8 protein-coding genes are annotated in these 15059 nt (G+C 42.2%); all 8 read right to left on the reverse strand.

What is annotated here, in order from left to right; translation table 11 throughout:
* Window positions 1-62 precede the first annotated feature (62 nt).
* The gene (locus INQ51_RS21725; protein ID WP_233380092.1) at window positions 63-1880 is read right to left on the reverse strand and encodes a right-handed parallel beta-helix repeat-containing protein; all 1818 of its coding nucleotides are present in this window, start codon (window positions 1878-1880) and stop codon (window positions 63-65) included.
* 16 nt (window positions 1881-1896) lie between these two features.
* Entirely contained in the window at window positions 1897-3309 is a 1413-nt protein-coding gene (locus tag INQ51_RS21730; RefSeq protein ID WP_233380093.1) for an endo-alpha-N-acetylgalactosaminidase family protein, read from the reverse strand.
* Between the two features lie 19 nt (window positions 3310-3328).
* Window positions 3329-3694, reverse strand: coding sequence for a hypothetical protein (locus INQ51_RS21735; protein WP_233380094.1), 366 nt, complete (start codon window positions 3692-3694; stop codon window positions 3329-3331).
* A 101-nt stretch (window positions 3695-3795) separates the two neighbouring features.
* Window positions 3796-6573 carry a beta-galactosidase gene (locus INQ51_RS21740; RefSeq protein WP_233380095.1) on the reverse strand — a complete coding sequence of 926 codons (2778 nt, stop codon included), beginning with the start codon at window positions 6571-6573 and terminating at the stop codon, window positions 3796-3798.
* 47 nt (window positions 6574-6620) lie between these two features.
* Window positions 6621-8882 carry an alpha-galactosidase gene (locus tag INQ51_RS21745; protein WP_233380096.1) on the reverse strand — a complete coding sequence of 754 codons (2262 nt, stop codon included), beginning with the start codon at window positions 8880-8882 and terminating at the stop codon, window positions 6621-6623.
* 498 nt (window positions 8883-9380) lie between these two features.
* Window positions 9381-9863, reverse strand: a complete 483-nt coding sequence (locus INQ51_RS21750; protein WP_233380097.1) for a DUF5018-related domain-containing protein — start codon at window positions 9861-9863, stop codon at window positions 9381-9383.
* Window positions 9864-9896: 33 nt separating this feature from the next.
* Window positions 9897-11699: a RagB/SusD family nutrient uptake outer membrane protein gene (locus tag INQ51_RS21755; RefSeq protein WP_233380098.1), complete on the reverse strand. Its 1803-nt coding sequence runs from the start codon at window positions 11697-11699 to the stop codon at window positions 9897-9899.
* Window positions 11700-11710: 11 nt separating this feature from the next.
* Entirely contained in the window at window positions 11711-15007 is a 3297-nt protein-coding gene (locus INQ51_RS21760) for a SusC/RagA family TonB-linked outer membrane protein (protein WP_233380099.1), read from the reverse strand.
* Between the last annotated feature and the right edge of the window lie 52 nt (window positions 15008-15059).

Genomic DNA, 15059 nt, shown 5'->3' on the forward strand with positions numbered 1-15059 from the left:
GGGTATTTTAACTGATTTTCATTTTGATTCGTTACCCCTCTAATCGCTATTTGGGGTCAAGCTTAGTTTCCAAATATTCCTTTCGGAACAGTTTTTACTTCCGATCCTTTCATGTTCATTACTTCAAGCAACTGACTTTGGAAGCCGTTAAATTCGTTGTTTTCCACCTTTACCCCCTTACAATGCTCAAGCCTAAAACGGGCAACCGGCGTTTCATTTGGCTCGGATAGTGGCATATAATCCACCTTGTTGTTATTAAACCAAAGGTTTCTCACGGACCGGGCAAACAAAACCGGGCTCCCCAGACATTCAAAAACATTATCTTCTATACGGATATTGGAGTGGATGTATTCATTCTTCGGAAAATTATGTGTCTCCGGTTGAATGGAAATCACATACCCCTTTTCACCTTGCGTGAAGCCACATTGCAAAAATCGGTTTCCGCGAATAGTCACATCACGAACCGGTCCGGACTCATACCAATAATTACAGTCGTTGGCAATAAGGATGGCATGCATCCCCGTGCGATAAAACGTATTGTTTTCGATTAACACTTTTCGCCGGGTAGTAATCAACAGTCCCCTTGTGCTCGTTCGCTCAAAATGACTGTTGCGCACAATCACTTCAGGCGTCCAACTCATATTTTCCACACAATCACCTTCTTTTAGATTTTCAGGAAGGGTTTCTTCCATTTCCAATACAATTTCTCGCTTCGAGATGACTTGAGCTATCTTCACTTTTCCAAAGTCGTAAATCATCAAATTATCAGGATTGACAAAAGCCACGGAATCACCGGCAAAGAATGCCTTAAATCCATAGGTTTGATGGTGCATAAAGCGAAGCCTGAGCTTGTTATCACCTTCAACCTTGGTGATTTTAAGATGGGTACCATGCACATTCATCGGATCATCGTGCGAACCTGACGTACGGCAACTATCCACCTCTATTAACCCTTTGCATCCCGAAAAATGAAAACAATCAGCAAAAGCAGCAATGGTTCTCCCCGATTCTTTGCGAGGTGCAACAGCAACTTTTTTGAATGTTATATCTTCGGAGAATAGGGAAATAATGCCCATCCCATGAATGTAATGCAAGGAAACATTTTCCAGCACAATATTTTTGCTAAGGTCGATAAAAGCCCCGCAGTTATCTCGGTAAGGATCACGAATGGAGAGCACATCGCCTTTCTGAAAACCAGCCTCCGAAACATCACCATTAAACACAACCGTATTTGCTGATTCCTTTGTAGCCTGGAGCCTCTCAAAAGCCTTCCAGGAAGTCCGGAAAACCTGATCCTTTTCAGGCTTGGTAACTACGGTATGCAAAGGTTTCGCCCCCCAGCCTTCACCATAAAACAGAAGCTGGGTATTGTGCACATCAAAACGGGTATCCGGATGAGCCTCCAATTTTGTCTGATTAGACGATATTTCAAGTATCTTAAATTCAGCCATGGTCGGTCGCTCGTAATCAAAACGGATATTCCTGATGGTTACATTTTGACTGTTTAAAATTGCAAACGAAACCATTTTCCCATGTAAAACCACCAGCGTATTGTTTCCATCAATCGTGATATTGGAAAAACCATCCAGGTAAATTGCCAGGTTTTTTACTTTCGAGAGCGTATCATCTTCCGTCGAGTTCGAAATGTAAAGCTCTTTTTTAACCGCACCTCCGGGCCATAAGTCCACACGACCTCCCGGAAACTTCAACACAACCTCTTTCTCACTTTTAGCTGCTTCCAGTGCTTTTACAATAGCTGGTGATGCATTTTCATACGACCATGGAGTTACTCCAAAATCACGGAGATTAATTTCTTTAGCACCAGCCCAATTACAGGTCAATATAAACAACAGGAATAGACTGTATGATTTTAATTTCATCGTTCCAAATTTCAAGTTACTTCACCAAAGGCTTTATGATATAGGGCTTACCGTTTTCTATCTTAAGCAAAAAAGCTCCATCTGTTACCTTAACCTCCTTCTCGTTCTTTTCGCCATTTACTGAAATTTCCTGAATCCGGACTCGGGACACACTTTCCCAGTCGCCCGGTATGGTGATTTCCCGTTTTTCTGATTTAGTACTATAAACAGCCAGGCAATTTTCATTATTCCACACCACAGGAAAAGCCACAAACCCCTTTTCCCTCAAAAGACGATCGCCTTGAAAAACCGTACTATCGGCCAATGACACACGCACATTATCCGAGAAATGAGCAGTACGCTCATCTCCTTCACTCTCAACTTGAATACGTACATGTTTATTCAAGAAAAAATACTGTAAACAGTTTAAATAAAACTCGTTGACAAACTTTTGCTTCCACTCCTTATCATTCGGATTCTTGTGCAGCTGCGGGAAAATATTTTCGCCATACATGCTTTTTCCAAACAAAAAGCCAAGTCCAAAGTCGGTGTACTCCAAATCGCGATTCAATCCGCTTCCCGTATAAGTACTGGCCGGATAGTTCAGGTAATCCTCTTGCGAAAAATGATTGAAATGCCACGCAAAAGGAATTTTACCAATCATGTAATCCATCACCCACTCACTGGTTGCATCAATACCTTGTTGATTCCAATAGGCAAGCACTTTCTGCTGATATTTGGCTTCGGTTACTGCCGATTCGTAATGCCCTTTGCTATCGCGTACAATCCACGCGTCAATATGAATCGTTTTCCCATCGCGCAATGGTGGAAGCAAATCCAACAGGCGGTCGATACGCATTTTTGCATAGCCACTCTCCCACTCCCTCTTGTAGTTAATCTGATAGGCTTTCCGGTTATTATAATTGCCAATCACCATCAGGTTGCCGTTGGGAGTTTTCGAAATCAGGTCGTTTTTCACATATTCCGGCCATAACGGGCTGTCGTCATAAGCATCAGTCATATTTATGTGAAGACTCACCACTGTATGGTATTTACGGGCTTCTTCCATCAGCCAAATCAGGCTTTCCCGGGCCGCCGCATCTTGCTCACGTTTCAGTGCTTCATTCACACAGAAAAAGGCCGGATACTTATCGTCGTGCCCGTTATACTGCCAACCTACGAGATAAATGATTTTAGGCACTCCCAAAGTTAGCTCATCTGTGATTTTAATGATTTCCATAGCATCTTCAAAAGTATTGGCTACCATTGGTTTTCCTTCGCTATCAGGTTTCGAAAGAAACAGTTTCATCACCAGCGTTTGCGAGTAATCGTGATTGAAATCAGCAAACGTTTTCTCTTGTTCACGACTAGTTTTCGAAGTAACTCCATAACAATTACTTCCGGCAAATATGCCGGCAACAAACAATAATCCCAGTAATAATCGGTACATATCTTATCTTTTAGTTTGGTTAAACAATAAATACAACTCCCCCATAGGGAGTAATTTCCTTGGAATAAGTAGAATTTCTTAGTGATTTTTCATTGGCTACCAACTCTCCTTTTGAATCACTTATCTCCAGAATATACCCATTCTTCACGCACAACAGAGCAAGGTCAGGTTCTGCATTAAAAGGCATTTTCTCCGCTGAAATAAATTCCACATACCAGCTATCGCCTTTCCGATGAGCAATGGTTTGCTGAATGGTCTCTCGGTTGTTTTCCCCATCGTTGGGAATGGCACCGGAATCAGTTACATCAATAATTTGAGCTTGCAACAGAATGCTTATTAACAGGACAAGATTCATTAAAATCAGACGTTTCGGTATATTTTCCATCGGCTGGTCTTTCAGGTTAAAAATAGGTTTAAGTCAATTTTAAAGACTCATTTCATCGGGAATTGGGATAAAGCCCTCAGTTTTTGGGATGAATAAGGTGACTAATTTTCGAGGTCCAACTTGAAACGATATTCAGGATGTAGCTCAATCGTTGTTATTGCTGCCTGATCAAGTCCTGTTTTATCGACATACTTCTCGAAATAAATATCGGGACTTGCCGTATCAAAAGCCTTGGCACGTAACATAAGAGGATTGTCCTGCAAACGATCTTGGTAACGATTGATCCCAATCACCCAGTCTGTGCCATCAAACAGGTAATCGCTGATCAGTTCTTCGCCGAGATAAGCATCGGCACGATCACCTCTAAATGAAATAGCTAGCCGCAACTCTTCTTCGCCAAATTGGATATCGGTAGGAAGTTTGATTTCATAATAATCCAGTCCATCATCTTTTTTCCACTTAAAAGAAGGCAGCCCGTTTTTGCCCTGCCTGCCAAGTCGATTAACCGGCAACCTGTTTTCTCCAACCGACTCCCAAGTCTGGTCCGTAGCCCAATGCAAACGACTTCCATTCTTCATCAAACTCTCAACTTCACCAATAAACTGTAAGCCGGGATTCTCTGACTCGATACGAATATCGTTTACCGCATTATTGAATGTGCCACTCAAATCAGCCATCCAATAATTCCCGTTTTGCTTTAGGTCTATCAATACCTCATTCAGATAAACAGAAACCGGTTGTGAAGAAGCACATCGAAGCGTTGCCTCTTTCACTTCTGCTAGTAAACGGGCATCCAGGCTCTTTGTGATTATACTTCCCCCGGTGTTGTTGGCTGATTCAATCCAATTCGATTTCTCCATAGGACGATAAGCAACAGCTTCAACAGGTAGACTCAAAACGTCTTTTTCAAATTCATGGACCTCAAAAATTCCATCTGTTGGTTGATTTACGGATAGCCCCGGATAAGTTAAAACCTGCTGTTGGTTGGCTTCCGCGAAAAGTGTCAGTTGCCCATCCTCAACAAAAATCCCAGATTCGGTCACTGCCAAATATTCTGTATCGGTATTTTTAAACTTCCATACTTTATCCGATTGCTCCTCAGTCAAAGTCAGCACTTTTATCACTGAACCATCTTTCTGTTCAATTTCGATAAGACAATCCGTGCCCGGATTTAAATCAGAAACAAAATATCCATTGGCTTCCTTCTTTACCTTGCCGTTGGTTGCTTTTATATTCTTTATCCCATCTGCACTGAAATAGTATTCGGCAGGAATGGCATCATCCCCGAAAAATGCCCACAGCTTATCTTGTCCGTTCTGAAGCTTTGCAATGGGCTGAGCCGTTGCGTATTTTAATTGAACCTGCCCCATTTCCAGGTTAAATGGCCACATAAAATAGGCACCATCTTTAATCGTAACTGCTGTTCTCGGAATCTTCAAAGTCTCCGTCTTCAATTTCACCTCAAACTGCACATTCTCAAAGTTTTTTCTGGAGCGCTTATAAAGGTAATTCGAGCAAAACAGATAGCCCTGATCTCCATCAGTGCGAACAGCCCATTGAAGGTTGTCCGTGTTATCGTTGGAAGCAGGGAGGTAAGCAACCTGTTTGGCCAGCTCGCCCCCAAAATCATTCATAAAATAGTTATACTTCTTGGTTTCGTTCATTACCGCACCAATTTGCCCAAACTCTCTCAAAGGAGCCTGATAATCATACGAAACCCGGCTGGTTGACGACTCCAGCGTCGTCAGTTTGCCCACCTGGTTACTTCCTCCGCTGTACATGTAATACCCCATCAGGTTCACGCCACAGCCAAGCCGAAGGTTGATATTCGCTCCGGCCATTTCTTCCGGCACTATGGGACGGCGATGATAAAAACTGGGAGTTCCCAATCCTACTTCACAAGTAAAATAAGGCGATTCCAGCTCCTGTGAATTCAGCGATTGTACTTCGCCATTGAGTTTTATTAAATCGGTCCCGATATTATCGGACAAGCGGTTGTAGCTAAAAAACTGAAAGTTACTCACCGGCAACTCATCAGTTCCCCGAGTCCAAGGCGTTTCAATATAATAACCGGCATAGGGAATGATCTCTTTTTTCGGATAATCAGATGACATCCAGTGGGTCATGGAATAGACAGGCACGTCAAAACCTTCTTCAACTGCTATCTTCTTTAATTCCATTAAATGGGGAACAACATGCCCTTCAGTTACATATTCATTTTCGAGCTGTAAGCCCATAACCGGGCCGCCATCCTTATACAGCAAGCCTTCAACTTGTCTGAACACCGCCTGGTACCATCTTCTGGTATATGCCAAATAGAGCGGGTCGTTATAGCGCTTGCGGATATAACGTTTTTGCATTAACCAATCGGGAAGACCTCCATTACGGCATTCGGCATTGCAATACGGGCCAAACCTCAGGTGTACCAACAGCCCCACTTCATCGCACAGTTGGATAAACTTCCGCAAGTTATTGTTTCCGGTCCAGTTCATCCGCCCTTCCAGCTCTTCGTGATAAATCCAAAGTGCATACGTACTAACAATGGTTATCCCCGAAGCTTTCATTTTCAAAAGGGTTTCTTTCCAGTAGCGATTGTCATAGCGACTGTAATGAAATTCGCCCATAACCGGAAGAACCGGTTCTCCGCCGATAGTCATATAAAGACTATTCACTTTTATCTCCTGATTCGCCGGTCCCGGATTTCCCATTCTAAAATCGTGTTTCAATTGCGGGTATTCAACAGTGCTCAAATCCATGCTGTAATCCTGCGCATAAAGAAGCTGACACGGGAATAACAATACAAGCATGGCTGCGAACAAAAAATACGGTTTAAAACACGTTATAATAGTTTGTTGATTGGTCTTATTTTGGCTTTTCATACTGAATAATTTTATCCTTTCAAGATTTCAATACCTGTAAGAATCATTTAGTTACCTGTTTTTTCTGATGCTTCAAAAACCACTTCCCAACTAAGTGATGCAGTTTTTTCAGGCAAGTACAAAACTTTTAACAGATTCCCTGCTTGTTCTGTCTTTACCTTTTCTCCATTTACGATTGCCGACGATAGTTTATAATTTCCAGGAACATATATCGTAATTACATACTCATCTTCAGCCACAACCCGGCTGCGTCCTTTTAGTGAGTTTTCCTCCCACAACAGTTTTTCAATTTCAGCAGCTCCCTGTGACAAATGACGGTTTGTAGAAACTAATTGGGGACGGTCAAGCTTTTCCCGAATAGCCAGCGATTCCAACCCATAAGGTTCCAATTCACCCAAAGCAAAATCACCTTTTAATACTCCGTACATTTTATCACTCCAAAACTCATACACCAGGTATTCCTTCGAAGAATCAAGCCCTAAGTCAGCAAACTTAAGCACAACCGGCTCAAGCGACTTTTGATTCCTTTCTGACCAGTTTAAGCGATGTAACACATTCCAGTTTTCAAAACCGGTATTAAACTCATTCAGCCAATAGGGACACACTTCTCCAAACTGATCTCCATCAATGGGCGAAGGATGTTTTCCTGTAGTAATATCGGTGCGTTCGTTGTTTTTTAGCCAATCCGTTTTCCCCGGATCAAAGTCGTACAATTGTCCGGGTACTGAAAATAAAACCGGCGATGAACGGCGCAAACCATAGATCCGACTATCATCCTCATAAACTTCTGGTTTATCGCTAAGCATTAACATAGCCCCGGCAATTGAGGCCAAGGCTGGACGAATGATGGTTTCCCGCTCTATTGCGTGTGTGGCTTCCAGGTCTTTTACATTGCCAATATCTTTGCCTTTTTTGTTGGGCGACACATCACAATGATCAGGATCGTTGCGCCAAACGATGCCGTTCCACGAATTATATTGCTGCAAGGTAACCGGGCCATAACCATCGCCACCAATGCGGCAGGCATCAGCCAATCCAATGGATTCGGGCAACACCCCCCAACAGGAAAGAATAACCGTATCATCCCCCAGCTCCTCACGGGCAACCCGCAAATAAGCCCGTAACAATTCATCCGGACCAACTCCCCTTTCTCTGCACCATTCCAGGTTATTGTGCAAATTATCGTAGAGGTAGTGACGAAGCTGGTCGATTTTCACATACTCTATTCCGGCGTTTTTTAAGCCTTTAAAAACAGGGCGAATCAATGCTTCAACCACTTCGGGATTTGTGGCATCCATTACATAGCTCACCCATGGAGCTGCTGCAGGTTTCCCTGAGGCATCGAGCACAAACCAATCCGGATGTTCATGAACTGTTTCTTCATCCGAAAAGAAGCAACCCATCCATACCGCCGGATCAAAACCTGCCTGGTGAGTCGAAGTCACATAACCTGTCAGTCCTGAAGGAAACAGGTCTTTCTTCCAATCGAGCCAGGTAGTAGGCCGGCCTCCAAGATACCCATTTGCTTGCGCACAGTTTGTGCGCTCACGGTCATTTTCCCCTTGGTAAACATCATCAATCTGAATAAAGCGATACCCATAATCGGCCATGTTTTTCTTTTGCCACATTTCCAATAATTCGAGATGATCCTCCTCTGTAAATTCCCTGAAATAAGCCCACCACGAACACCATCCGGTAATGGACTCTTTATAAATAGAATAAGTCCAGGGTTGAAAATGAGGCAAGTTCTTGTGTTTTTGATAGTAACGCGGACGAAAAACCAGCTCTGCACTTTTTGCCGTAAAAGTGAGTTCAAATTGAATGGTACCGTTTGGGTTTCGAGAGGATCGAATCACAGTCCCCTGTGGCAGCTCAAGCATCCAGTCGAGATTTCGGTCGTAAATAGCATTGTTTCGCAGGTTATTACTCAATCCATGCGAAGTACGCACCAAAGCCAATTTCTCCTGGGCATCACCCCGGGTTTCGGCGGCCAAAGCTTCTGAGCTTCCATACACAAAAGCATGAACAGTAGTTTCACTTTCAAAATTGAGTTGAATTCGTTGTTCAATAATCTCCCCTCCATTTTCCCTAGGGAGAGCTTGTACCGGATTATCAAATGTCCCTTCAAAAATAATGACTCCGTTATACTGTAATCTAAGCGTTTTTTTATCGTCTCCAATGTTCAGTTTTGCCGGTGTATTTTGCGGTCCCCCAGGCAATTCAGCAAAAGGAATAAAGGTATTATTCTGTGCTCTTCCCTGGATCAGGAAAAACAAACACAATCCAAGGAGTAGTAAGTTCTGTTTCACTGGTTATCAGTTTAGTTATTTTTTCAATTTTCGTTTTTCTGAAAGGAAATCTGATGTTGTGTATGTCACTAATAAAGTGTCAATTTCTCTTTAAATTCTATACAACACTTATTCTTCGACAACTACCAGGATTCTTATGTAAATTCATAAAAGAACAGGTCGATATCTTTAGCATTTTCATGCAAAATACCTGGTAAGTTCCTGGTAGTTTTGAAATAGTTATATTGTCTTAACTAATTCGATTCTTTCGCACTTCCTATTTCTTGGTTAAGAAATAGTAGTGAAAAACATCCTTATCACGTTTATTACGAAACATATACAGACTGCTCTCAACAAAATCGCACAACTGGAAGAAACGAACACGCAATAATGATACAGGATAAAAATTCTAAAAAACATGCGAATAAAGCCAACTAAGAGTCCGTTGCCGGCTTGGAAATTCCGGTTACCGGCAACGGCTCTGATCTAACTAGCTTAGCCTACATCCTTATGCTTACTTTAATTTAAAACCAATTCAGTTATTTTTATCGTCCAGGTCTGTGCTGTTTTGCCATTGGCAGCAGTAATTTTATACTTACGCGAAGTAGAAAAGTCACCTGGTTTACCAAGTACCGGTGCCCCATCAACAGGCTCAATCGTTGCAGCGGTTGAGATATTCATGTAGCAAACGATGTTACTCAGTGAAACGTTCTGGCGTTCCTCCTCAGTAAAGGTTCCACTGGCTTCAGGAACTGTAATGATAACATCTACTTCATTCCCGTTGATCTCTTTAGCGACTTCGAGTCTTTGGTTTTTTACAACCTCAGAACCGTCAATCCACTCATCATCTGGATCGAGGTAACGGTGTTCGAAGAATATATTGGCAATTTCTGCCTCGTCGAAAGCTGGCAAGTCATCTAAACCTCTTTTCAAACATGAGGTGAAGCTAAACAAAACCCCAAGCATTAAAATCAGTGTTTTATAATTCAATATTCTTTTCATTGTATTTCAATTTAGTATTTATGCTTCCACTTTTTACCACCCCGGATTTTGGGTTAAATTCTCGTTGCGGTCGATATGACTTTTAGGAATTGGGAAAAGGTATCTTCTGTCGGGGCTGAAAACCCTGACTTCAATATTCAAATAGTTTTCCCCTTCATCGGCATAAGTTCTCGCGTAGAACGATTTTCTATTTTCAGAAATCAGGATAACTCCAGGTACTTCATCTTTCATTTCGTAAACTACTCCACCTGCTTCGCGGCCATGATTGGCTTCGCCACCGTATTTTCCCCAACGTAAAAGCGTCCAGTAAAAATCGCGTTCTTTTACCAGTTCTACACGGCGTTCGCGTTTGTAGTCGGTCCAAGCATCCTGCAGCGAACTTGCAGTGGAAGCGGGTAGTCCTCCGTGCTGCACCCGCGTAACATTCAGGGCTTCAACTGCCTCACTTACTTTGTTCTGACGAAGTAATGCTTCTGCTTTATTTAAATACACCCTGCCAAGACGTATAATAACGTAATGATAATCGGTTGGAATACCCACATAAACTCTTGGAGAAACATTGTAAGTACCTTTTCTCCAATAGTACCCGGTACTTGAGATGCTCCACTGACGCGCTCCATTATAAGCGTATCTCCATAAGTTTCCTTTAACCCTTGTTGCAATATCTTCTCCAAACCAGGTTGAACCATCGCGAACCACTGTCTGATCCAGGCGCAAGTCTGCATTCCCATAAATGATGTCATTCACTTCCAGGTCAACGCCATCTTTTACCTTCCATTCCCGGTCTCCTATCAGCTCCATATTTTCAGTAAACTGTGAAGTCTGGTTCCAAGGCAAAGCCTTTCCTGTATTTTCGTCAATAATCAGGTAATTATCTACCAAAGTCTGCGTCGGAGTATGCCGGTTCCATGCTTCGAAAATTTCGAAATTAGCTTTCCAAACCGGATAGAATCCATTACTTACCAGTACATCACGTTTCAGATTGGGTACACACCATTGCAAATCCTGAATGTCGTTACATACTGTATTGGCCTTATCTCTATATAACCCCAGAATGATTTCATTCGAGAAACGTCCCTGCTCGTTAAATATGCTTCCGTAATTCGGGTCAATTGAAAAAGGTCCTTCATCTATCACCATATCGGCAGCATCAATTGCCTTTTGGTAATAAGTATCGTCGCCTGTATAGGCAGCCGCCTGTAAACAAACCTCACTCTTGATGGCAGCAGCAGTGTATTTGCTTGCCTTTCCGGGAAGTGCAGTTTCGGGCAAGCTTGCAATGGCATCGTCCAGGTCCTTCACAATTTTACTGTATGTTTCAGCAGTGTTCTGAGTAAGAGGCAATTTGTAGGATTCTTCATTTTCGGTCAGCACCTTGTCAACCCAAACTACACGTCCGAAACGACGTGCCTGCCAAAAATATACCATGGCCCGTAGAAATTTCCCATCGGCAACCAATTCTGTTTTATCGTTTTCGGATAAACCTTCTGATGCTGCTGCTTTTTCAATAATCAGGTTACACTGGCGTATCAAACTAAACTTTCCGAAGCCAAAATCGGTTTCGCGCGTATAGGTTTCATCAGGCACTACTTCGTCGCCATGGCAGTACGCTCCGTTTGAAGTCCAGCTTTCCATGGTTACAAAATCCGAGAACAAGCCGTTTAATACATCGCTGTATGTTTGATTCACAAAGGCATCGGCATTTGTGCGGCTACCCCAAACCAGTTCCTCCTGATATTTAGAACCGTAAGGGTCGGTATCCAGAAGATTGTCCTTACACGATATTGTTATCAATACCAGTAATAGCGCATAAAATATGATATATATATTTTTCATCTTAAGCTTTTTTAAAATCCAACATTTAACCCCACAGAAATAACCCTCTGAAGCGGATAACCATAATTATTGGTGTCGTCTGTTTCAGGATCCATTTTATAATCACTAAATATTTTTGAAATAGTGAACAGATTGGTTCCACTAACAAATAGATCACATCTGCTAAACGGTAGACTTTTTAACAAGTCTTGCTTCAGATCGTATCCTACCTGCAATGATTTCAGCCTGAAGTATCTTGAGTTTACCAACCAGAAATCGGAATCTACGGTGTTGTTGTTACCGTTAAATCCTTCGTTCGAAATTACACGAGGATAAGTTGCATTTGTATTTTCCGGCGTCCAATAATCGGTTTGGAACGGATATTTAATACTTTCTACATTGCTATTTCTGATTACATTACTCAGATAAACATGCCTGTTACCGGCTCCCTGAAAATGAAGTCCTGCCGACCAGGCTTTGTAATTCAGGTCTACCGTCATACCATACATTACCCGGGGAAAAGAAGGTTTACCCAATCGGATTTGGTCTTCGCTATCAATCTGTCCGTCACCATTAATATCCTTGTATTTAATATCACCGGGAACCAGGTCGTGCGAATCATTTCTTTTTGGGCTATTCATAACATCCCCTGCATTTTGGTAGTATCCCTGCGAAATAAACCCCTGTGCGCCAATACCAGTTTGATGCGTTAAGCGGGTATTCGGATTCATCAGCTGGTCTTCTGATTCATCGTGTTTTACAACCCATAATTCATCGAACCGGGTTAGATTGGCCCCTATAACGTAGTTTAGTTCGCCGGTTTTGCCTTGGTATCTTACATCAAACTCCCAGCCTGCCCTGCGGTGTTTACCGTCGGTATTTACTTTTGGCAGCGATGTTCCCAGCGGGTCGGTGTAACTGGCTCCTGAAGGCGATCCCAGGTAGTTTACAGTTTCGTAAAAGAAATAATCGAGCGAACCTGCAATACGGTTGTCCATAAAAGCAAAATCGACACCTGTATTTACCGACTTACGCTCAAACCATGTAATATCAGGACTTACCAGGTTTCCTTCCTTAAAACCAGGAACCATAACTCCGTTCACCACATACGCAAACTCGTTTAGTGCATAACCTGGCAGGTATTCAAAGCGTTCAACACCATCATCCAAACCTGTTTCACCATACGAGAAACGAAGTTTAAACAAGTCCATCTGAATTTTCTCTTTAAGATCGGCAACAAGTTTTTCTTCAGAAATGGCCCATCCCAGCGACCCTGAATAGAAGGTACCCCAGCGTTTACCATCAGGAAAATTGTCGTTACCGTCGTAACGAATACTTCCTTCTACCATATACCTGTTATCGTATGCATATTTCAAACGACCCACAAAACCGGCATTCGCATTCTCCCGCTGAACTCCATTGTTTTTTGCTGTTTCTGTTGGTCCGGCAAAGATTTGGTCAACATCCAGGATATAATTCTCTCTCGACGCTAAAACACTTTCAAAATGTGAATACGTTTCATCGTACCCAAAGAGCGTCTCAATACTGTGTTTTTTGATGTTCTTTTCATAGCTGACCAGTGGTTGGATGCGATATGTCCACCCCGAACCTGATTCTAAACCAAGACTGGAGAGGTTTTGAGGAATTGGCGTCTCGCTGCCAAGTTGGTACTGATCTGCATTTTTCTTCCAGTATTTTCCAAAATAATTATCGGTACGGAAATACCCCATGACTTTTAGCTTCAGTCCTTCTATTTTTGGCACATTCCACTCCAAATCTAACTGAGCATTAATGTTCCTGTCATCATTTCTGTTGTAGCCAGCACTTGGATCAATTTCAACCAAGGGGTGATCGACTTTTGTGGAATAATAACCCAGATCTGTATACGCCAATCCCATTGGAGAACTGTTCTGAATGTGTCCCCAGGTATACCAATACCCTGTTGAATAATGCGAATAAGGTTCACGTGTTTTTTCCAGATTACCGTATAATGACAATACCGATTTTAAACCTATTTTCTCAAAGTTGTTAGTTAGGCTCATCCTGTAAGTCATTCGTTTTAACCAGTTGGTATCGAACCTGTACAGAGATCCCTGATCGAAATAAGATAATGAAGCATAGTATTGCGATCTTTTGTCACCTCCCATTATAGACAGATCATGCTTTGATTCTTGAGCAAAATTCTTTAATGTTACATCCTGCCAGTCGGTATTTGGATAGTTAAATGGATCGGACTGGTCTTTATACTTCTGAACTGCAATGTCAGTATATGGACGATCTTGTTTATCGTTGTCGGCTGCCTCATTGGCAATTGTTGCCAATTCGTATGAGCTTAATTTTGACGGTAAAACTGTTGGTTGGCTAAAATTGTGGCTATAGCCATAAGTAATGTTAAACTGCCCAACTTCTCCCCTTTTTGTCGTAATTACAATGGCTCCGTTACCTCCTTTAGATCCGTAAATGGCAACAGCCTCGGCATCTTTCAAAACAGTAAAACTCTCAATATCTTTGGGGTTCATACGGTGCATCTCATCCATGTTTGATGTCATAACACCGTCAATCACCAAAATCGGTGCTCCACCACCGCGAACTGTAATTGTGGGTCTTTTCCCAATACCTCCACCATTGTTGGTTACGATTAAGCCCGCTGCCCTACCTGCCAATGCTTCACCAATACTGGTAACCGGCAGGTTCTGAAGATTATCGGTATTAATTTTTGTTACTGCAGCAGTTGTTGTTCTTTTGGTTGTTGTACCATAACCAATGGCAATAACCTCATCAATCCCAACCGCATTTGTTTGCAGAACAATGTTTATTGAAGTTTGATTACCAACTTCAACTTCCTGAGTCTCCATGCCCACAAAAGAAAAAAGCAACACAGCATTTTCGGAGATTGAAGTTAAGGTATAATGACCATCTACATCAGTAACAGTCCCCTGGGTTGTTCCTTTCACCACAACCGTAACGCCGGGAAGCGGTTCGCCGTTTCTGTCCGTTACTTTTCCGTTAACCGAACTTTGTTGTAGTACATTTTCATCATCGGATGTGATTGCAATGTAGCGATCTATAATTTTGTAATTGTAACCTGTTCCTTCTAAAAGCTCTTCTAGCACTTTGTCCATACCTTCATTTACAAAAGTTACCTCTACTTCCTTACTAAGAATAGGCTCGTTTGATTTTATTACAAACCGATACTCTGTCTCTTTTTCCAGTTTTTCGACAACCTCGCCAAAGGTCGATTTCATTGCCAGCGACACCTTGGTTTGGCCTAGTGAAGAGGCTGATACATGAATGCAAAAAACCAGTAGTAAAAACGCAGTTACTTTCATAATCCGCAATAATTTTTTAGTTCGCGCCCAGATTGGTACGCAATCAGTTTTT

This window comes from Maribellus sp. CM-23 (genome assembly GCF_021354595.1).
Lineage (GTDB): Bacteria > Bacteroidota > Bacteroidia > Bacteroidales > Prolixibacteraceae > Draconibacterium.

Coding starts and splice junctions, on each gene's coding strand:
- INQ51_RS21760 (WP_233380099.1), bottom strand. CDS start 15,007: ATGAAAGTAACTGCGTTTTTACTACTGGTTTTTTGCATTCATGTATCA.
- INQ51_RS21730 (WP_233380093.1), bottom strand. CDS start 3,309: ATGTACCGATTATTACTGGGATTATTGTTTGTTGCCGGCATATTTGCC.
- INQ51_RS21755 (WP_233380098.1), bottom strand. CDS start 11,699: ATGAAAAATATATATATCATATTTTATGCGCTATTACTGGTATTGATA.
- INQ51_RS21735 (WP_233380094.1), bottom strand. CDS start 3,694: ATGGAAAATATACCGAAACGTCTGATTTTAATGAATCTTGTCCTGTTA.
- INQ51_RS21740 (WP_233380095.1), bottom strand. CDS start 6,573: ATGAAAAGCCAAAATAAGACCAATCAACAAACTATTATAACGTGTTTT.
- INQ51_RS21750 (WP_233380097.1), bottom strand. CDS start 9,863: ATGAAAAGAATATTGAATTATAAAACACTGATTTTAATGCTTGGGGTT.
- INQ51_RS21725 (WP_233380092.1), bottom strand. CDS start 1,880: ATGAAATTAAAATCATACAGTCTATTCCTGTTGTTTATATTGACCTGT.